Below are 19,931 nucleotides of genomic sequence, written 5' to 3' on the forward strand. Positions count from 1 at the left end.
CGCCTGCAACTGGCCGGTGTCATGATCCGGCTCGCTTCGCAGCCCCGGAACCTGGAATTCAGTTCGGCGCTGCCCAGCCATTCGCCAGCTCTTCGGCGAAGCCCGAACGCTCGATCTCTTCGCGTGGTTGGGGCTGCAGCGATTCGATGCGCATGACGCCGTCGCGCGAGAGCACTGCCTTGTGCAACTGCCGCAGCGCATCCAGGCCGGTGGCGTCGATGCAAATGAGGTACATCGCGTCCAGCACCACGGTCATTCCGCGGGGTGCGCGCTCCACGGCGAGGACGGTTTCGTGGAGCCTGGCCGCGGCTCCGAAGAACAGCGCACCGTAAAGCCTGTAGGTGATGACCGGGGGCTGCATCGACACCATTTCGACCGTGAACAGGGTGTTCATGCGCCGGATGAACAGTGCACAGGCCAGCACGACACCGGCCTGCACCGCCACCGTGAGGTCGAACACCACGGTCAGGAAGAACGTCCCCAGCATCAACAGCCGGTAATGCCGGCTGAAATGGCGCAGGCGGTAGGGCGTGAACTCGCGCCATTCGCCCATGTTCCACGCCACGAAAAGCAGGATGCCGGCCAGCACCGAAAGCGGGACATGCACCGCCAGCGGTGCCAGCAGCAGCACCACGGCCAGCAAGGTGAGCGCATGCACGATGCCGGCGACGGGTGAACTTGCACCGGAGCGCACATTGGTCACCGTGCGGGCGATCGTGCCCGTGGCCGGCATGCCGCCGAAGAATGGTGCGACGATGTTGGCGATGCCCTGGGCCATCAACTCCTGGTTCGGGTCGTGGCGCGGCTGGCTGCTGACCTGATCGGCGACCCGCGCGCACAGCAGCGATTCGATCGCGCCCAGCAAGGCGATGGTCACGGTCGGCGTGACGAGTTGCTTGACGGTTTCCCAACTGAAGGCCGGCAACTCGAAGGCCGGTAGCCCTTGCGGAATGCCGCCGAAGCGCGTGCCGATGGTCTCCACCGGAAAACTGAAAAGCCATGAGACCAGGCTCAGCGTGACGAGCGCGACGATGGGCCCGGGCAGCCGGGAGCCCAACTGGATGGCGCGCGCTTCGAGTACGCGGCCGAACACCTGTTGCACCATCTGGCCAAGCCTCGAGTCGCCGCGCAACAGCAGCGGCCAGGCGAACAGGCCAGCGAGGCACAGGACGCCGAGCCCGAAGGCATAGGGATTGAAGGTGTGGGCATTGGAAGCCAACGTCGTCAACTGCGAGAACATGTCGGCCGGCATCTTCTGGATGCGCAAGCCGAACCAGTCCCGCAACTGCGAGATCAGGATAAGCATGGCGATGCCGTTGGTGAATCCGACCACGATCGACACCGGCACATAGCGCACCAATGTGCCGAGCTTGAACAGCCCGAGAAGAAAGAGCACCACGCCCGCGCAGGCCGTGGCGATCAGCAGGTTCGCCAGCCCGTAGCGCTCCAGGATGCCGTAGACGATGACGATGAACGCGCCGGCCGGCCCGCCGATCTGCACGGCCGAGCCACCGAGCAGCGAGATCAGGAAGCCGGCGATGATCGCGGTCCAGAGGCCGGCTTCGGGCTTGAGCCCGGACGCGATGGCGAAGGCCATGGCGAGTGGCAACGCCACGATGCCGACTGTCACGCCGGCGCCGATGTCCCTGAAGAAGCGCTCGCGGTTGTAGTCCGAAAGCGTGTCGATCAGCCGGGGCCGGAAACGGGCGAACTGCGGGCGGGAAGACATGCGCCTATTGTGTGCGCAGCCCCGCCGTGAGTTGGACTACTTGCTGTCCGGCAGCACCGCATCGGCCGCTGCGCCGATGACCTTGCCGCCGATGCGCGCGGTGCCGATGGCCGCATCGGCCGCGAGGCCGACCGCGCCGGCGCCCACGCTCACCGCGGTGCCGGCGACGCTGACCACGGCGCAGCCGGCCAACAGATTGAGGACCGCCGCAAGCACGGCGACAAGGATCAGGCGTTGACGAATCATGGGCGGATTCTGAACTTCAATGAACCCGCATGCCAGGGGTCGCGCCGGGCCATGGCTCGAGCACGTGGATGCCGGGGTTGGCCTTCTCGTCGCCGTGGCTTGCGGCCAGCACCATGCCTTCGCTCACACCGAACTTCATCTTGCGCGGCGCGAGGTTGGCGACCAGCACGGTGAGCTTGCCGACAAGTTGCTCTGGCTTGTAGGCGCTGGCGATGCCGCTGAAGACATTGCGCGTGCGGCCTTCCCCTGCATCGAGCGTCAGGCGCAGCAGCTTGGTGGAACCTTCGACGGATTCGCAGGCCACGATGTGCGCGATGCGCAGGTCGATCTTGGCGAAGTCGTCGATGGTGACGAGCGGGGCGATTTCCTCTCCGCCTGGCAAGGGCGCCGATTCGACGGGTGCCGCTGCCGGCTCTCCCTCGGCGGGCTCGAACAGGGCGTCGAGCAGCTTCGCATCGACACGCTGCATGAGGTGCTTGTACTCGTTGATCGCGTGGCCCGCACCGAGCGCGTTCGCGGCATCGGGCCACGCCAGCGCTTCGACATTGAGGAACGCCTCGACGCTGCTGGCCAGCGCCGGCAGCACCGGCTTGAGGTAAAGCGCGAGCAGGCGGAAGGCTTCGATGCAGACGGTGCAGACGTCGTGCAGCCGGGCTTCCATGTCCGGCTTCTTCGCCAGTTCCCAAGGCTTGTTGGCATCGACGTATTCATTCACGCGGTCGGCCAGCGCCATGGTGTCGCGCAATGCACGGGCATAGTCGCGGCCGTCGTACAGGGAGCGGATGCTGTCGGCTTCGGCACGCAGCGCGGCCAGCAACGCCTCGCCGTCGCCCGTCACCACGCCGAGCTTGCCGCCGAAACGCTTGCCGATGAAGCCGGCGCTGCGGCTTGCGATGTTGATGAACTTGCCGACCAGATCGCTGTTGACGCGGGCCACGAAGTCATCGGGGTTGAAGTCGATGTCCTCGTTGCGGCCGCTGAGCTTGGCCGCGATGTAGTAGCGCAGGTGCTCCGGATTGAGCCCGACCGAGAGGTAACGCAGCGGGTCGATGCCGGTGCCGCGGCTCTTGCTCATCTTTTCGCCGCTCACGGTGAGGTGGCCATGCACGAAGATGTGGTCGGGTGCCTTGCGGCCGCTGAAGTGCAGCATCGCGGGCCAGAACAGCGTGTGAAAGGTGATGATGTCCTTGCCGATGAAGTGCACCTGCTCCAGCTCCGGGTCGGCCATGTACTCGGTGTAGGAGATGCCGTCGCCGCCGGACTCGATGCAGCGCCCGTCGAGCAGGTTTTTCAGCGACGCCAGGTAGCCTACGGGCGCGTCGAGCCACACGTAGAAGTACTTGCCGGGCGCATCCGGAATCTCGATGCCGAAGTAGGGCGCGTCGCGGCTGATGTCCCAGTCGCCCAGGCCGCCCTTGCCTTCGTCGTCCTTGTAGAGCCACTCGCGGATCTTGTTCTGCACCTCGGGTTGGACGTGGCCGGGCGCGGCGGTCCATTCCTTCAGGTAGGCCTCGCAGCGCGGGTCGGACAGCTTGAAGAAGAAATGCTCGGAGCTGCGCAGTTCGGGCGTCGCGCCGGAGAGCGCAGAGTACGGATTGATCAGTTCGGTCGGCGCGTACACGGCACCGCAGACTTCGCAGTTGTCGCCGTACTGGTCTTTCGCATGGCAGTTGGGGCACTCGCCCTTGATGAAGCGGTCCGCCAGGAACATCTTCTTCTCGGGATCGTAGAACTGCTCGACGCTCTTGCTGGTGATGAGGCCGGACTTGTCGCGCAGGTCGCGGTAGATGGCTTGCGCCAGTTCGTGGTTCTCGGGCGCGTCGGTCGAGTGCCAGTTGTCAAAGGCGATATGGAAGCCGTCGAGATACTCCTTGCGGCCGGCCGCGATCATGGCAACGAATTGCTGCGGCGTGACACCGGCCTTGTCGGCGGCGATGGTGATGGCCGCGCCGTGCGCGTCGTCGGCGCAGACGAAGTTGACCTCGGCGCCGTTCATTCGCTGGAACCGCACCCAGATGTCGGCCTGGATGTATTCCATCATGTGGCCGATGTGGAACTTGCCGTTGGCATAGGGCAGGGCGGTGGTGACGAAGAGCTTGCGCGGGGCAGACATCGGAGAGGGCGCTTTCTGGGGGAGGGACGATGCCGGGCGGGCCGAGGGAGGCGCGGCGCCGGCGGGAGGGGCATTTTAGGCGGCGTGGGCAGGCCCGGGCCCGGCGTATGCTTTCGTCTTCGGGCGACCAGCAGGTACGCCACCCACCCGACTCACCGAGATCCGCTTGATGACAACTCCCATTCCTGCAACCCTGATTCCCGGCGACGGGATCGGCCCCGAGATCGTCGAGGCCACGCTGGAGGCGCTCGACGCACTGAAGGCACCCTTCGAATGGGATCGCCAGATCGCGGGACTCGGCGGCGTGCAGGCATCGGGCGACCCGTTGCCCCAGGCCACGCTCGACAGCATCCGCCGAACCCGCCTTGCGTTGAAGGGCCCGCTCGAAACGCCATCGGGCGGCGGCTACCGCTCATCGAACGTGCGCTTGCGGGAGGCGTTCGGGCTTTACGCCAACCTGCGTCCGGCGCGCACCATCATTCCGGGCGGTCGGTTCGACAAGATCGACCTGGTGGTTGTGCGCGAGAACCTCGAAGGCCTGTACATCGGCCATGAGCACTATGTGCCGATCGACGGCGATCCGCACGCCGTGGCGATGGCGACCGGCATCAACACGCGGCAGGGCAGCCGGCGCCTGCTCGAATATGCGTTCGAGACGGCCGTCGCGACCGGCCGCAAGAAGGTCACGATCGTGCACAAGGCCAACATCATGAAGGCGCTGACCGGCATCTTCCTGGAGACGGGGATCGACCTCTACGAGCGCAAGTTCAAGGGAAAGTTCGAACTCGACACGGTGATCATCGATGCCTGCGCGATGAAACTGGTGCTCAATCCCTGGCAGTTCGACATGCTGGTGACGACCAACCTGTTCGGCGACATCCTGTCGGACCTGGTGGCGGGGCTGGTGGGTGGGCTGGGCATGGCGCCCGGCGCCAACATCGGCGCCGACGCGGCCATCTTCGAGGCAGTGCACGGCTCCGCGCCCGACATCGCCGGCAAGGGTATCGCCAACCCGACAGCGCTGCTGCTGGCCGCTGCGCTGATGCTCGAGCATTGCAAGCTGCCGGAGCTTGGTGCCCGCCTGCGCAAGGCGATCGACGACACGCTCAACATCGACAAGGTGCGAACCGGCGACCTCGGAGGCAACGCCGGCACGGCCGCCTTCACGAAGGCGCTGGTGAGCCGCATTGCGGGAGGTTGAAGCAGCCATGTCGACAAGCCCGCCTTTTCTCTCGCTGATCGAAACCCGCGTGCTCGGCGTGCTGGCCGAGAAGCAGCGCACCGTGCCCGACAGCTATCCGCTGACGGTCAACGCGGTCGTCTCCGGCTGCAACCAGAAGACCAGCCGAAGCCCGGTGCTGGAGGTCACCGACGCCCAGGCGCAAGCCGCGCTCGATAGCCTCAAGGGCTACAGCCTCGTCTCCGAATCCAGCGGGGGCCGGGCGTTCCGCTATGCGCACAACGCCGATCGGGTGCTGAAGGTTCCGTCGCAGTCGATCGCGCTGCTGACCGCGCTGATGCTGCGTGGCCCGCAGACGCCCGGCGAGCTCCGCATCGCCTGCGACCGGATGCACAATTTCGCCGACATCTCCTCGGTGGAGGGTTTTCTGGAAGAGCTGGCCGAAAGGCCGGCCGGCGCGCTGGTCGTGAAGCTGGCACGGCTGCCCGGCGCGCGCGAAAACCGCTGGGCCCACTTGCTCAGCGGGCCGCCGCCGGAAGATGCCGCGGGGCCAGAGCCGGCCGGAGCCGACGTATCGCTTGGCGAAGTGGAGGCGCTCAAGGCGAATGTGGCGCGCCTCGAAGCGGAAGTCGCCGGCTTGAAGGCGCTGGTTGCGCGTGTGTGCTCGGAACTTGGCATCGAAGGGACACCGGTATGAACAACTCGAGCGGGATCGGCGGCGAGGTGCTCGCCACATGGCACCAACTGGTGCGCGAGCGCAATGCCCGGGGCTTGAACGCCTTGCTGGCGGACGATGCGGTTTTTCATTCGCCGGTGGTCCACACGCCGCAGGCGGGCAAGGCGGTGACGCTGCAGTACCTTGGCGCCGCCTTCCATGTGTTCTTCAACCCGACCTTTCGCTATGTGCGCGAGACGGTGGCGGCCGACCATGCGGTGCTGGAGTTCCAGGTCGAGATGGATGGCATCAGCGTGAACGGCGTCGACATGATCACCTGGAACGACGTAGGCCAGATCGTGGAGTTCAAGGTCATGCTGCGTCCGCTCAAGGCCATCAACCTGATTCACCAGAAGATGGCGGCGATGCTGCAGGCCAACCAGCAGTAGTTGCATCGTACGGGGCTGGCTGGCCGCTGCGTATCAAGAGCGCGCCCAGCGCAGCCGCCAGTGTCGCGAAGCATGCGCCGACCATCAGCGCAAGTTGATAGCCGGCATTGAGTGCGTCGCGCGGGGCGGCACCCACGGTAGCGAGCGTCCCGGTGCGCGCCGCGGCCACGCTGGCAAGCACTGCGAGTCCGAGTGCGCCGCCCATCATGAAGGCGGTATTCACGATGCCCGATGCCAGGCCTGATTCGCTCGGCTTCACGTCGCTCATCGCGGCCAGCAGCAAGGGGTTGAGTGCCATCCCGGTGCCGAGGCCGGCCAGCAGCATGCCGGGCAGGACATCACGAACCACGCTGCCCTCCACCGGTGCACGCGCGAACAGCGCCAGCCCGATCGCCGCCAGCAACAGCCCGATTGCCAGCGGCGCCCGGATGCCGAAGCGCGTGACGATCCTGGCCGACAAGCCGAGCGAGAAGATCGCCATGACGATGTTGGCGGGCAGGAAGGCGAGGCCCACTTCCATCGCGCTGCGGCCCAGCACGCGCTGCAGATAGAGCGCCGAGACAAAGAACCAGGCGAACATCGCGGCCGACCACAGCACGCCGATGACGTTCGCGGCCGACAACTGGCGCAGCCGGAAGAGTCCGAGCGGCATCAAGGGATGCCGGACGCGCGCCTCAATGAAGAGGAACAGCACGAACAGAACGGCTGCGGCGGCCAGCAGCCCCAGTGTTTGCGTCGACAGCCAGCCGGCCTCGTTGCCGTTCACGATCGAATAGATCGCCAGCATCAGTGCCAGGGTGAGCGTCACCGCGCCGCCCACGTCGAGCCGCTCACCCTTTGCATGTCGTGGTTCGGCGGGCAGCAGGTACACAGCACCACCAGTGCCAGCCAGCGGTTGCGCTCGTGCATCGGGCGCGTCATCCCTTCACGGCGCCCGAGTTCTCGGTGATCACCATCCACGGCACGCCGAAACGGTCCGCCACCATCCCGAAGGAGGACGCGTAGAAGGTCTTGCCGAGCGGCATCTGCACCTGGCCGCCATCGGCCAGCGCGTCGAAGATGCGTTTGGTTTCGGCATCGTCCTTCGTGGCGATCGATTGCGAGAAGCCCTTGAATTCCGGCTTGCCCTGCGCATAGCCGTCGGAGGCCATGAGCGTGGTTTCGCCGATGGAGAACTCCGCGTGCATCACCTTGTCGGCGACGCTCGGTGCGCTCATCCCCGGCTGCTGCTGCGGCTCGGGGTTGTCCTTGAAGCGCATCATCATGCCGATCTTGGCGCCGAGGTGGAGGCGGTAGTACTCGAGCGCTTCTTCGCAGCGGCCGTCGAAGAACAGGTAGGACTGGACTTTCATGATGTATCTCCTTGCGAATGAATCAGGGATTGGCTTCGGTGGGGAAAAGGCGAGTTTGTGTACGCCGTCCACAAAACATAGCAGACATAATGGACAGCGTCCACATTCGAAACAAATGCGCACAGAACCATCCCGGCCACCGCCCGCTCGCGCCAGCTATCGGCACGGCGACTTGCGGCGTGCATTGCTGGACGCGGGTATCGAACTCGCGCGCGGTGGCGGCCCTGAGGCTGTGGTGTTGCGCGAGGCGACGCGTCGCGCCGGCGTGGTGCCGAATGCCGCCTACCGCCACTATGCGAGCCGGCTCGATCTGCTGCGGGAAGTGCGAGCCGCCGCGCTGTCTTCGGTGGCCGCGGCGATGGAAGAGGAACTGGCCATGCTGCCGGCGAAAGGAAAGCCGGCGGACCTCGCGCGCGCCGGCTTGCGCGCCGTCGGCACGGGCTACCTTCGGTTCGCGCGCGCCGAGACAGGGCTTTTTCGCACGGCGTTCTTTGCCGAGCCCCAGGTATTCGCGGCATTGGCCGCCGGACCTGCGGCAGGGGGCCCCGGCGGACTCAACCCGTTTCAATTGCTCGGCGCGGCGCTGGACCGGATGGTCGCCGCAGGCGTGCTGCCCACGGCGCGCCGGCAGGGTGCCGAGTTTCTGGCGTGGGCAGCGGTTCATGGCCTTGCCCTGCTGATGATCGATGGTCCCTTGCGGGCGATGCCGGACAATCAGGCCGGGGTGTTGGGGCAGAGGCTGCTGGACATGGTCGAGAAGGGCCTTTAATTCTTCAGTTATTAGTCAGTTCCCCCGCACCACCCGCAGCACGGCGTTTGCCGGCAGCGAATGCCAGTCGATCCACTCGCCGGCATCGACTGAGGATGTGGCTGCGTCCGGGCTGCCGACCTTGCCGTAGTGCACCTTGAGTTCGCGCCCGTCGAGGCGTAACGCGATTTCGAAGCCGGGCCAGTGCGCCGGCACGCGCGGACTCATGCGCAATTGCCGCCCTCGCAGTTCCAGCCCCAGCAGCGTCTCGACCGCAGCGCGATGCATCCAGGCGGCCGAACCCGTGTACCAACTCCAGCCGCCGCGGCCGACGTAGGGCGCGGCGCCGTAGGTGTCGCCGGCCATCACATAGGGCTCGATTTCGTACACCGGGCCGCGTTCCGGATGCTTCGTCCGGTGCGCCGGACTCAAGCCCTCGAAGCTGCGCCACGCTGCGTCGTGATCGCCCCTGAGTGCCTGCGCCATCATGGCCCACACGGCGCCGTGCGAATACTGCCCGCCGTTTTCGCGCACACCCGGCGGATAGGCCTGGATGTAGCCAGGGCTCGGAGTCGAGTGCTCGAACGGGGGCGTCAGGAGTCGCAACAGGCCGGCCTTGTCGTCGCTGAGATGCTGCTCCAGCGCCTTCATCGCCTTGTCGATGAACAAGGGCTTGGAGGCACCCGATAACACCGACCATGCCTGCGCAATCAAGTCGATGCGGCATTCGCTGTTGGCCGACGAGCCGAGCGGCGCACCGTTGTCGAAGAAGGCACGGCGAAACCATGCGCCATCCCAGCCGGCAGCGTGCAGCGCGTCAATCCACCCGCCGCGCGCCGTTCGCCATTTCGACGCGCGCTCATGTTCATCCCGCGCGTCGGCCAGCGGCGCATAGTGTTCGACAACCGCGCAGAGAAACCAGGCCAGCCACACCGACTCGCCCTTGCCTTCACTGCCCACGCGGTTCATGCCGTCGTTCCAGTCGCCCGTGCCCATCAGTGGCAGCCCGTGCGCGCCCTTGGCAAGGCTGTGGTCGATGGCACGCGCGCCGTGTTCGTAGACCGTGGCGACCTGGCTGCTGAGCTGGGGTTCGTAGTAGGCGTCTTCTGCGCCGGGTGGAATCCGCGCACCTTCGATGAAAGGCACGCGCTGGTCGAGCAGGCTGGTGTCGGCCGTGACGTCGACGTAGTGCGCGCAGGCGAATGGCAGCCACAGCAGGTCGTCGGAAAAATGCGTCCGCACGCCAGCGCCGCCCGGCATGTGCCACCAGTGCTGTACGTCGCCTTCGGGGAACTGGCGTGCGGCGCTGGTGAGGATCTGGTCGCGCAACCGCGCCGGGTCGATGGTCGCGAAGGCCATCGCGTCCTGCAATTGATCGCGAAAGCCGAAAGCGCCACCGGCCTGGTAGAAACCGGCGCGTGACCACAGGCGGCACGCGAGCGTCTGATAGAGAAGCCACCGGTTCACCAGCACATCGAACAACGGATCGGGCGTGCGCACCCGGACGCGGCCCAGCAGCTCGTCCCAGAAGCCACGCACTTGCCGTTGCGCCGCAGGCACATCGCGTTGCTGCCATCGCGTAGCGAGCTGCGTGGCGGCCGTCGCATCGGCTGCGTAGCCAAGTGCGAAGGTGACGCGCGTCGTCTGGCCCGGCGCGAGTGTGAAGTCGGCGCCGATGGCGGCGCAGGCGTCGAGGCCGCTGCCCGCCCGCCGCCCGAATGTGTCGGGAATCTCCACGCCGCCGCGGCCGAAGAACTCGTTGCGGTCGCAAGTCCAGTGCGCCGCGCCCTGCAACCCCGACAACATCAGGAACGCCGTGCTGCCACCAAAGCCGGTGCTCGATTCGCGCTGCTGGCCGAACACCGCCGGAAGATCGTCGGGCTTCCAGCAATGCACGGTGCGGCGAGCGCCTCGGGCAGGGCCGAGTTGCCATTCGGCCATCGCGAGCGCACGCAACTTGCGCGCAGCGGTGCCCGCGTGCTGAACCTCGACGTGTACAAGCTTCATGCTGTCGTCGCGGTCAACGAAGAAGGTGGTCGTCAGCACCAGGTCGCGATGCCTGCACTCGAACACGGTGTAGCCCTGCCCGTGTCGAACGCGATGCGCAACGTTGCCGCCCGCGCTGCGCACCGCGGGGGTGAGCGGGATCAGCTCGCGCGAGTCCAGGTCCTGCAACAGGTAGTGCTCGAAGGCCGGGTCTTGCACCGGGTCGTTCGACCACGGCGTCACTTGGTGCATCTGGCTGTTGACGGCCCATGTATAGCCCGCGCCGGCTTCCGAGATCTGGAAGCCGAAACCGGCGTTGGCAATGACGTTGATCCAGGGACGCGAAGGCCGGCGGTTCGTGTCGACGTCGAAGCGGAATTCACCGGTGGCCGCATCGAAGTCGCCGACGGGCGCGCGTGCGGCATCGGCCGCGGCGTCCGGGCGCTGAATGGGCGGCAGCAACGGCACGCCTGTAGTGGCCCCCGCGTTGTTCGCCGATTGCGCGATCGGCGCGGCCTCGCAAAGCGCAGCCACTTGCAGTTCCAGCGGCCGTCCATCGGCCGTGAACACCACGCGCGCCAGGCTGGACAAGGCGGCCTTCTCCGACGGGGCCACGTCTTCGTCCCGCAAGAGGTAGAAGCCGGCAGAGTCGTTGCGCGGAAAACTGTTCTGCGTCTGATGGCTGATGCGAACACGCAGCGTTTCGATCTCACGCTGCAGCGGCATCTGATACGAAGCGACCTCCGCATTGAGCACGACCAGGTCGCAGGCCACCCCGCCAAAGCCCCACCAGGGCTGGGCGCGCAGCAGCGTGTTGATCAGGCCCATGCCGGTGCTGGAATGGATGTGCACCAGCACGATCGGCTTGTCGCCCGAGATGCCGAAGCGCCAGATCTGTCGCAGGTCAACGAGTCCGCGATCGCTCATCACGCGCGGCGTCGTGTAGGTCAGGATGGTGGTCAGGTCCTGCAACGCAAGGTTCTGCGCCGGCGCGATGCTGAGGTCGCGCAGGCGCACCTGCGCCAGCGTGGCGGCCATGCGGCTTGCGCGCTCTACGTGCGTCGATTGCAGGTAGCGGTCGATCACGGGTATCAGCGGGTCGGTGCCGTCGGCCGCAGCCGTTGCAAAAGTCACGCGCGCCGTGGCACCGGCCTGGATCGACAGCCGCACCCGCAGGCAGGCAATGGGGTCCAGTCCGTTGATCGGCGCGCCGTCGGGCGTCATGGGCTGCGGGTTCAATGCGGGCAGGGCCAGCCGGCCGTTGCGTCCTATGAATGCGCGACGGTCTGCCATGCACTCGACCGACAGCACGTGCGCATCGACCGCCGCGACGAAGTGCGCCGCGGCCACCTCCGGATCGCCCGGCAGCCGGGGCTTGCGCATCATCAGCAGCGCGCGCCAGGTCGGCTCCCAGCGGGTTTCGACGAAGAGGTTGGCGAACGCGGGGTGCGTCTCGTCGGCCTTGGGAAGCGACAACACGGGTTCGAAACAGGAGATCAGTTCGAGCTCGCGTGCTGCGTTGCCGGTGTTGTGCAGCGTCACCGTGCGCAGCTCGGTATCGTCCTCGGGGCTGATCAGAACCGTGAGGCGTGCTTGCAGGCCGGGGCCTCTGGCGTCGAACTGCACCTGATCCGCCATGAAGCGCGCACGGTAGCGCCATTGCTCGCCCGGCGCCGGCAGTGCGGTGAGCGACGAGAGCGCGCGGCTCTCGACATCGCGCACGTAGAAGAACGTGCCATAGCCATCGCGCAGCGGGTCGTCGCGCCAGCGGCTCACATTGAAGGCGTGCCATCGGCTGACGCCAGCGCCGTTGGCGCGCAACGCGACCGTGTAGCGGCCGTTGGAGAGCAGGTGCGTGGGTTGGAAGCCCGGCGCCATCGGGTCGACCGTGCGCGGCTGGAACACCAGGGCGGGTTCGCCACTCGCAGGTTCAGGCGGCGTGCGCGGATCGGCGCTACCGATGACCTGGCGCGGCGTGCGCTCCTGCAGCAGGGCTGAATAGGCCTCGGCCAGCGCCGTGGCGCCAAACCAGCGGCGCGGCGCCTCGGTGCACAGCAGGTTGCACAGCGCCACCAGCGACATGCCCTGGTGATGCGCCATGAAATTGCGCACCACGCTGAACGCCTGCCCCTCGGCCTGGCGCGACACGGTGAAGTCGACGGCGTCGAAGAAGCCGAGGTCACCTCGCGCGCCGAGCGACTCCAGCAACTGAAGGTTCAGCGCCGCATCGTGCGGGACGAGCTGCGCGGCCATCAAGGTGGCATAGGGCGCCACGACACTGTCGGCGAGTGGTGTGCGCCGCAACGCAAGCCGGGGCACGCCGAATGGCGAGTACTGGTAGGCCAGGGAATGGTCCTGTGCAAAGTACGCGGACTCGGACACGCCCCACGGCAGTTGCTTGCCGGCGCCAAAGGCTTGCTGCTCGCGAATGGCGGCCATGCAGGCCTCCTGCAGCAAGCCGTTGTCAGGTTCCGGCATCACGAGCCCGGGCATGAGGTATTCGAACATCGAGCCCGACCACGACTTCAATCCCGGCCGAAGGCCGACGGTGACATACGGCCGCCCCAGCGCGCTCCAGTTCCGGCGCGGCACGTCGCCCTTGGCGATGGCCATGAAGCTCAGCAGGCGCGATTCGGAAGCCAGCAAGTCGTAGTAGCTCGCGTCGAGCACGTTTTCTTCCACGCGCAGGCCGATGTGGAAGAGGTGGCGCTTCGCGTCGTAGAGGCCACCGAAGTCCATCGCACCGGCGAGCGCATCGCAACGCACGGCGAGTGCTTCGAGTGCAGCGTCGTCGTCCCCCGCATGGCTTCGACAGGCTTGCGCGGTGGCCATCAGGTGACCGGCCAGGTTGCCGCTGTCGACGCTCGACACATAGGCCGGCCGGAGCATCTGCAGCGAGCGGGTGTCATACCAGTTGAAGAGATGGCCGTCATGCTTTTGCAAGCGGTCCACGCTGTCGAGCGTGGCGCCGATGCGCGCGGCCAGCATGGCGTTGTCGATCCAGCCGAATTCGCGCGCGCAGCATGCCGAGAGCAGGTACACGCCGATGTTGGTCGGCGAGGTACGGTGCGCGACGGTGCTTTCGGGTTCGAGTTGCAGGTTGTCCGGCGGCAGATGGTTGTCCTCGGCGCCGACCACCTGTTCGAAAAAGCGCCAGGTGTCGCGCGCGACGCTCAGGAGGTAGTCGCGCTCGTCCGGGGGCAGTTGCGCGAGGGCTCCCGCCCGCGATGGCGGCCGGCTGCTCCACCAGGCCACCAGCGGTGCGCAAGCCCACACGGCGAACAGCAGTGTGCCCAGCCATGGATGCGGGCTGCCCAGCGCCAGCACTGCCAGCACAACGCAGGCGGCGCTCGGCCAGCCGCCGGCACGCAGGAAGGCGCCGGGCGAATAGCGCGCCTGCGCCTGTGCCTGGTCCGCCGTGGTCCATTCGAGCAGGTGGCGCCGGCTCACCAGCAACCGCCAGCCGGCCCGCAGCGTTGCGTCCGTCAACAGCCAGGCCTGCGCAAACAACTGGCTGAACTGCCAGGCCGCGCCTGCCAGTGCCCGGAGCAAGTCGCCTGAACCCACGTCGAAGAAGTGACGCAGCTCGATGCGCCGCCGCGTCGGCACCAAACCCGCCAGCGCGCCGAGCAACGGGCCCAGGACGAGGGCGCCAGCCACGGCGGCGAACGCCGATGCAATCGGGATGGCATCGGTGAAAAGGCAGAGGCCAAGCAACGCGGCCGATGCCGGAAGCACCATGGCGCGGCGCAGGTTGTCGCTCATCTTCCAGAGGCCGAGCGCATCGATGCCGAAGCGATTCGCGCGCCCCATCAACGGCAGCAATTGCCAGTCGCCGCGCGTCCAGCGGTGTAGGCGCGAGGCGGCGACGCCAGCATGGTGCGGATGGTCTTCCAGCAGCACCAGGTCGCTGAGCAGCGCGCAGCGTGCGACGGTTCCTTCGAGCAGGTCGTGGCTCAACACCGCGCCTTCGGGCATGCGGCGGTCGAGCACCGCATGCATGGCATGCACGTTGAGCAGGCCCTTGCCGGTGAAGGAGCCGGTGCCGAACTGGTCCTGGTAGATGTCGGATGCGCCGCTGCTGTAGGGGTCGATGCCGCAAGCACCGGCAAACAGCCAGTGGAAGAGCGAGCGCCGTGAATGCGGAGGAAATGGCGTCACGATCCGCGGCTGCAGGATGCCGTAGCCGGCCACTACGCGGCGCTCGTCGGCATCGATCTGCGGTGTATTCAGTGGATGCGCGGCCACTGCGACCAGCTCGCGCAATGTTCCCGGCGGCAGTGTGGTGTCGGCGTCGAGCGTGACCACGTAGGGAATGCGCGCGGCCAGCAAGGAACCCGATGCGTCGGGAAGGAAACCGCTCGCGTCTCCGGTGGCGAGCAGCCGCAGGACCATTTCCAGCTTGCCGCGTTTGCGCTCCCAGCCCATCCAGCATTGCTCCGTGTCGCTCCAGACGCGAGGCCGGTGCAGCAACAGGAAGCGGGCCAGCTTTTCAGGCTTGCGCGGATAAAGCGCATTGAGCGCGTCGATGCGGCGGCGCGCATCGCGCAAGAGCGCAGCGTCTTCTGGAAGGGTCTCCTGCTGCGCGTCGGCCCAATCACTCAACAGCGCAAACTGGGCTTCTTCTTGCCGATTCGCAAGCCAGTGCAGCTCGAGTTGACGAACCAGGCGAGCGTTGCCGTCGGAAGAGGTCAACAGCGTCGGAATGATCACCAGGACGCGATGGCCCGCAGGTATTCCGGTCGTGAAATCCAGTCGGGGCAAGGGTTCGATGCGGGCCGACTCGGCCACGATGCGATGCACCAATGCGATCACGCTTTCCGACACCGGCAGCGCCATGAGCATTAGGCAGAGACTGGTCAGCCAACCGCCGCTTCCGGCTGCCGGCCAGTCGATGCGCTCCAGGTGATACGCCACGGCGACCATCAGCAGCGCGGTACTGCCGAGCACCGACAGCAGATACAGCGGCAGCCGCCACGCACGAAAAGGCGGTTGCGAGTCCGGCGCCTCGATGGATTGCTGTGCGTCCCTGTTGCGCAGTGCTTCCACCAGTGCGGCGCGCCCCGGCCCCAGCAAGTGAAAGCCCGCGGTGCGTTCCGCCCGGGCGTAGGGGTCGACGGTGGGTTCGTCGACGGTGCTGCCTGCGTACTCCATGCGTGCACGCCGCACGACCATCTGCGCCACCCGGTGTTCCGACTGTCCACTCTGGCGCGCAACCTGCTCCATGGCATGGGTGATCTGCTGGCGCGTGAGTTCGCTTTCGCGGGCATAGCTCGGCAGCTCGCGCAGGATGCGCAGCGAGTGGCTCAAGGGCTCGATCAGGTCCGACCATACGAGCTGGCCGACCAGGCGCAGCGTGGTGATGATGTTGCCCACCGTGATGTTGGCGGCCACCGCGGCAGTCTGGGCGTCATCGATCAGTGCAGGGCCGTTTTGGCAATGCGCCTCGGTCCAGCGTGCCAGCGCGGGCGCCTTGTCGTCGCTTTCGACGGGCAGTCGTTGCCACAGTTGCAGCAGATAGCTGTCGCTGAGTTCCTGGCGTTGCATCAGGTGGCCCAGCTCGTCGAGTTCCGGTGTCGTCAACGTGTCCGCGGTATCCCAGACCGCATGCGCCACTTCGCGCGCAACCTTGTTGCGGGCGATGCGTTCGGCCACCCGGCGGAGGTTTTCCAGCAGGACCACGCGCAATGTGGTCGGCAATGCCCAGAGCTCGCCGAGCGTGAGTTCGTCAACCTCCTGGTACGCGTTCAGGAATGCGGTGAACAGCTCGGCATTCAGTACGCTGTCGGTGTGCGCCACATAGGCCCACGCGATGCCATACACGCGCGGCAGGCCAGCCAGCGGTGGCGCCGCCAACTTGGGCAAGCGCGCGTAGTAGCTGCGCGGCACACCTTCGCGAATTTGCTGCAGCTGGTCCTCGACCAGGTGAAAGTTGTCGAGCAACCATTCGGCTGCCGGTGAAACGTAGCGGCCGCTGCGCGAGGTCAGCGCGATGTAGTCGAAGGCGCTGCGCAACGAGGCGATGTTTTCATCGAGGCGCGGAAAAAAGGCTGGCTTCCGCGATGGGGCGGCGGGATCGGCAACCGCCTGTGCGCGCGCGAGGCTGCGTCCATGCGCTTCAAAGCGCTGGATGCCGAACAGCTCCGAACGGATCGGCGGCTCGGCCGGGTCGTGTGGCGTTCGTAGAAGTTGGCGCGCTTCGTCGCTGAGGTTTGCGAGCCGCTGAAGGATGTCGGCGGTCACGCCTCAGGCCATGGCAAACACCGCGAAGGCAACACCGAGGCCGAGGCATGCCACGGTCACGATCCGGCTGGCTGCGACCGTGCCGCCGACCTGCAGTGCATTCCGGACTCCGAACATCGCGCCACGCGAGCGCGCACAGTGCCGCATGTGGGTTGCCAGCGCGGCCACGTCGCCGACTACGCAATCGACCGGGGGGGTGATCTGAAAAGAGGGCATGGCGGGGCGTCCTGTGGCGTGTCCACGACGGAAGGCACCATGCCTCCCTCTCGGACTCCCTGCCACCGTACCTGCGCACCCTTGAGGGCGCGCGATGTGCCGTGCCCATATCGCTGTAGGAGGGCGCCGCGCATGCCCTCCGCCCGGTCAACCCGTGTTGCGCAAACCGGCTGCGACGCCGTTGATCGAGATGTGAATGCCGCGCTGCAGGCGCTCGCCGCCTTCGCCGGCGCGATAGCGGCGCATCAACTCGACCTGCAGGTGATGCAGCGGGTCGATGTACGGAAAGCGATGACGCACCGATCGCTGCATGTCGGCATTGCCTTCGAGACGCTGCTTGGCGCCCGTGATAAGCGTCAACGCGTCGGAAGTGCGATGCCATTCGCTCTCGATCATGGAGAAGACCTTCTGGCGCAGCTTGCGATCCGCCACGAGCTCGGCATAGCGCGAAGCCAGCGCCAGGTCGCTCTTGGCCAGCACCATGTCCATGTTCGACAGCAGCGTGCGGAAGAAGGGCCACTGCGCATACATGCGTTGCAGCAGCGCCTGGCGTTCCTTTCGCTCGGACGCGCCTTTGGCCGAGGCGATGAAGTGCGCGATCGCGGATCCGAAACCGTACCAGCCCGGCAGCGTGAGCCGGCATTGGCCCCAACTGAAGCTCCAGGGCACGGCACGCAGGTCCTCGATCTTGTGACTGGGATTGCGCGAGGCCGGACGCGAGCCGATGTTGAGTTCGGCGATCTCGCGCAGCGGCGTGGCTGCGAAGAAATAGTCGCCAAAACCCGGTGTCTCGTACACCAGCTTGCGATAGGCGGACATGCTGGCGGCAGAGAGCGCGTTGGCCGTGTCCATGAACGACGCCGGCGCCGCCTTGGCGGGTGGCAGCAGCGTGGCTTCGAGCGTGGCCGCGACCAGCGTTTCAAGATTGCGCCGCCCGATCTCGCGGTTGGCGTATTTCGAGCCGATCACCTCGCCTTGTTCCGTCAGGCGGATCTGGCCGCGAACCGTTCCGGGCGGCTGCGCCAGGATCGCCTCGTAGCTCGGGCCGCCGCCGCGGCCGACCGTGCCGCCGCGGCCGTGGAACATGCGCAGGCGAATGCCCAGGTCGAGTTCGTCGAACAGCGCCACCAGCGCGGTGCCGGTGCGGTACAGCTCCCAGTTGCTGGTGAAGATGCCGCCGTCCTTGTTGCTGTCGCTGTAGCCGAGCATCACGTCCTGCTCGGCACCGGAGCGTTGCACCAGCGCGGCGATGCCGGGCAGGGTGTAGTAGGCCCGCACGATCGGCGCGGCGTTGCGCAGGTCCTCGATGGTCTCGAACAGCGGCACCACGATCAGGTCGACCACCGCGCCGGCGCTCAGCGTGCCGCGCAGCAATCCCACCTCCTTCTGCAGCACCAGCGCTTCGAGCAGGTCGCTCACCGTCTCGGTGTGGCTGATGATGTAGTGGCGGATGGCAGCGTTGCCGTAGGTTGCGCGCATCGTGCGCGCGGCGGCGAAGATTGCCAGTTCCTTGGTCGTCAGCGGCTCGTATTCGGCATCGGGCACGCGCAGCGGCCGGGCGTCGTCGAGCAGTTTCAGCAGCAGGGCCTGCTTGGCCTCTTCGTCGAGCGCGCTGTAGTCCGCTTCGATGCGTGCGACCTTGAGCAAGTCGGCCACCACGGCCTCATGCTTGTCCGAGCTCTGCCGCAGGTCGACCGTGGCCAGGTGAAAGCCGAACACCTCGACCGCGCGGACCAGCGGCCCCAGCCGCTGCTCGATCAGCACGGCACCGTGTTTCTCGCGCAGCGAATCGGCGACGGTGCGCAGGTCGGCCAGGAACTCTTCGGCATGGTGGTACGGGTTCTGCGGCGGCACCGCGTGGCGGGCCGCATCGCCGCCGGTCAGTTCCTTCAGGGTGGCGGCAAGGCGCGAATACACGCCGGTCAGCGCCCGCCGATATGGCTCGTCGACGCGGTGCTCGTTCGAATCGGGCGAACGCTCGGCCAAGGCATTCATCTCGACCGACACGTCGACCAGCGTGGCCGACAACGACAGTTCGCCGCCGAGGTAGTGCACTTCCGTCAGGTAGTGGCGCAGTGCCAGTTCGCACTGGCGCTTGAGCGCGTACTCCAGCGTTTGCGCCGTCACGTTCGGATTGCCATCGCGGTCGCCGCCGATCCACTGCCCCATGCGCAGGAAGGGTGCGATGCCGTCCTTGCCGAGTGACCTCTCCAGTTCGGCATAGACCTTTGGAATTTCGCGCAGGAAGGTCGCTTCGTAGTAGCTCAGTGCGTTTTCGATTTCATCGGCCACGGTGAGCTTGGAAAAGCGCAGCAGCCGCGTCTGCCAGATCTGCGTCACCCGAGTGCGGATCTGATGCTCGTTCTCGGTCAGCTCGATCGGGGTGAGCGCGTCTTTCCGGCCCGCGAAGATCTGCTGCCGCTGCAGGATCTCGTCGCGCACGGTGATCAGCTGGGCGATGCCGCGCTCCGCATCCAGGATGCTCTTGCGCTGCACTTCGGTGGGGTGGGCGGTGAGCACCGGCGACACGTAGCTATGGGCCAGGCTCTCGACCACCGCGGACGGCGTGATGCCCGCCTTGCGCACGCGCGCCAGCGCGGTCTCCAGGCTGCCTTCGACGCTCTCGCCGGCCCGGTCGATTTCGGTGCGGCGGCGAATCTGGTGACGGTCTTCCGCAAGGTTGGCCAGGTGGCTGAAGTAGGTGAAGGCGCGAATCACGCGTACCGTCTCGGCTGCGCTCAGCCCCTTGAGCACGTTCTTGAGTGCGCGTTCGGCACTCTGGTCAGCATCGCGCCGGAAGGCCACCGACAACGTGCGGATCTTCTCCACGAGGTCGTAGGTCGCATCGCCCTCCTGCTCGCGAATCACGTCGCCGAGGATGCGGCCGAGCAGCCGGATGTTGTCGATCAATGGCTGGTCATCGCTCTGGCGGCGCCTTGGAGCGGACGTCTTTTTCTGGGCGGATTTCACTTCGGCTTATCTCCTCGGATGGCGATTTGGAAGGGCGTTGCTGC

Annotated in this window: 11 protein-coding genes and 1 pseudogene; 4 read left to right on the plus strand and 8 right to left on the minus strand. The window is 66.6% G+C overall.

Annotated elements, in window-relative coordinates; translation table 11 throughout:
* Positions 1–58: 58 nt before the first annotated feature.
* From WKW80_RS02015 to metG, 3 genes are read right to left on the minus strand one after another with little or no spacing between them, the layout of a single operon-like run.
* The gene (locus WKW80_RS02015) at positions 59–1,729 is read right to left on the minus strand and encodes a SulP family inorganic anion transporter (protein WP_340361846.1); all 1,671 of its coding nucleotides are present in this window, start codon (positions 1,727–1,729) and stop codon (positions 59–61) included.
* Between the two features lie 36 nt (positions 1,730–1,765).
* A complete protein-coding gene (locus tag WKW80_RS02020; protein WP_340361847.1) occupies positions 1,766–1,975 on the minus strand; it encodes a hypothetical protein in 210 nt (69 codons plus the stop codon).
* 16 nt (positions 1,976–1,991) lie between these two features.
* Entirely contained in the window at positions 1,992–4,088 is a 2,097-nt protein-coding gene (gene metG / locus WKW80_RS02025) for a methionine--tRNA ligase (protein ID WP_340361848.1), read from the minus strand.
* 169 nt (positions 4,089–4,257) lie between these two features.
* On the opposite strand from metG, the gene WKW80_RS02030 reads away from it, so the two are divergent.
* From WKW80_RS02030 to WKW80_RS02040, 3 genes are read left to right on the plus strand one after another with little or no spacing between them, the layout of a single operon-like run.
* Positions 4,258–5,289 (plus strand): isocitrate/isopropylmalate dehydrogenase family protein, encoded by a 1,032-nt coding sequence (locus WKW80_RS02030; protein WP_340361849.1) that lies wholly within the window; start codon positions 4,258–4,260, stop codon positions 5,287–5,289.
* Positions 5,290–5,296: 7 nt separating this feature from the next.
* Entirely contained in the window at positions 5,297–5,965 is a 669-nt protein-coding gene (locus WKW80_RS02035; protein ID WP_340361850.1) for a YceH family protein, read from the plus strand.
* Positions 5,962–6,372 carry a nuclear transport factor 2 family protein gene (locus WKW80_RS02040; protein ID WP_340361851.1) on the plus strand — a complete coding sequence of 137 codons (411 nt, stop codon included), beginning with the start codon at positions 5,962–5,964 and terminating at the stop codon, positions 6,370–6,372. The genes WKW80_RS02035 and WKW80_RS02040 overlap by 4 nt, the downstream gene beginning before the upstream one ends.
* Here the strand turns inward: WKW80_RS02040 and WKW80_RS02045 are convergent.
* A pseudogene (locus WKW80_RS02045) lies at positions 6,320–7,252 on the minus strand (MFS transporter); the annotation flags it as partial. The gene WKW80_RS02040 and the pseudogene WKW80_RS02045 sit on opposite strands and share 53 nt — an antisense overlap.
* 37 nt (positions 7,253–7,289) lie before the next feature.
* Positions 7,290–7,724 carry a VOC family protein gene (locus tag WKW80_RS02050; RefSeq protein ID WP_340361852.1) on the minus strand — a complete coding sequence of 145 codons (435 nt, stop codon included), beginning with the start codon at positions 7,722–7,724 and terminating at the stop codon, positions 7,290–7,292.
* 115 nt (positions 7,725–7,839) lie between these two features.
* On the opposite strand from WKW80_RS02050, the gene WKW80_RS02055 reads away from it, so the two are divergent.
* The gene (locus tag WKW80_RS02055; protein ID WP_340361853.1) at positions 7,840–8,493 is read left to right on the plus strand and encodes a TetR/AcrR family transcriptional regulator; all 654 of its coding nucleotides are present in this window, start codon (positions 7,840–7,842) and stop codon (positions 8,491–8,493) included.
* Positions 8,494–8,508: 15 nt separating this feature from the next.
* Here WKW80_RS02055 and WKW80_RS02060 read toward each other — a convergent pair whose 3' ends face one another.
* The 3 genes from WKW80_RS02060 to ppc all read right to left on the minus strand — a co-directional run bounded on the left by WKW80_RS02060 (position 8,509) and on the right by ppc (position 19,887).
* The gene (locus tag WKW80_RS02060; RefSeq protein WP_340361854.1) at positions 8,509–16,701 is read right to left on the minus strand and encodes a glycoside hydrolase family 94 protein; all 8,193 of its coding nucleotides are present in this window, start codon (positions 16,699–16,701) and stop codon (positions 8,509–8,511) included.
* Positions 16,702–16,704: 3 nt separating this feature from the next.
* Complete coding sequence (locus WKW80_RS02065) at positions 16,705–16,917, minus strand: hypothetical protein (protein ID WP_340361855.1); 213 nt, start codon at positions 16,915–16,917, stop codon at positions 16,705–16,707.
* 147 nt (positions 16,918–17,064) lie between these two features.
* The gene (gene ppc / locus WKW80_RS02070; protein ID WP_340361856.1) at positions 17,065–19,887 is read right to left on the minus strand and encodes a phosphoenolpyruvate carboxylase; all 2,823 of its coding nucleotides are present in this window, start codon (positions 19,885–19,887) and stop codon (positions 17,065–17,067) included.
* Positions 19,888–19,931 lie beyond the last annotated feature (44 nt).

Origin of the sequence: Variovorax humicola, from assembly GCF_037889915.1 — a bacterium.
In the GTDB taxonomy this organism is placed as follows: domain Bacteria; phylum Pseudomonadota; class Gammaproteobacteria; order Burkholderiales; family Burkholderiaceae_C; genus Variovorax; species Variovorax humicola.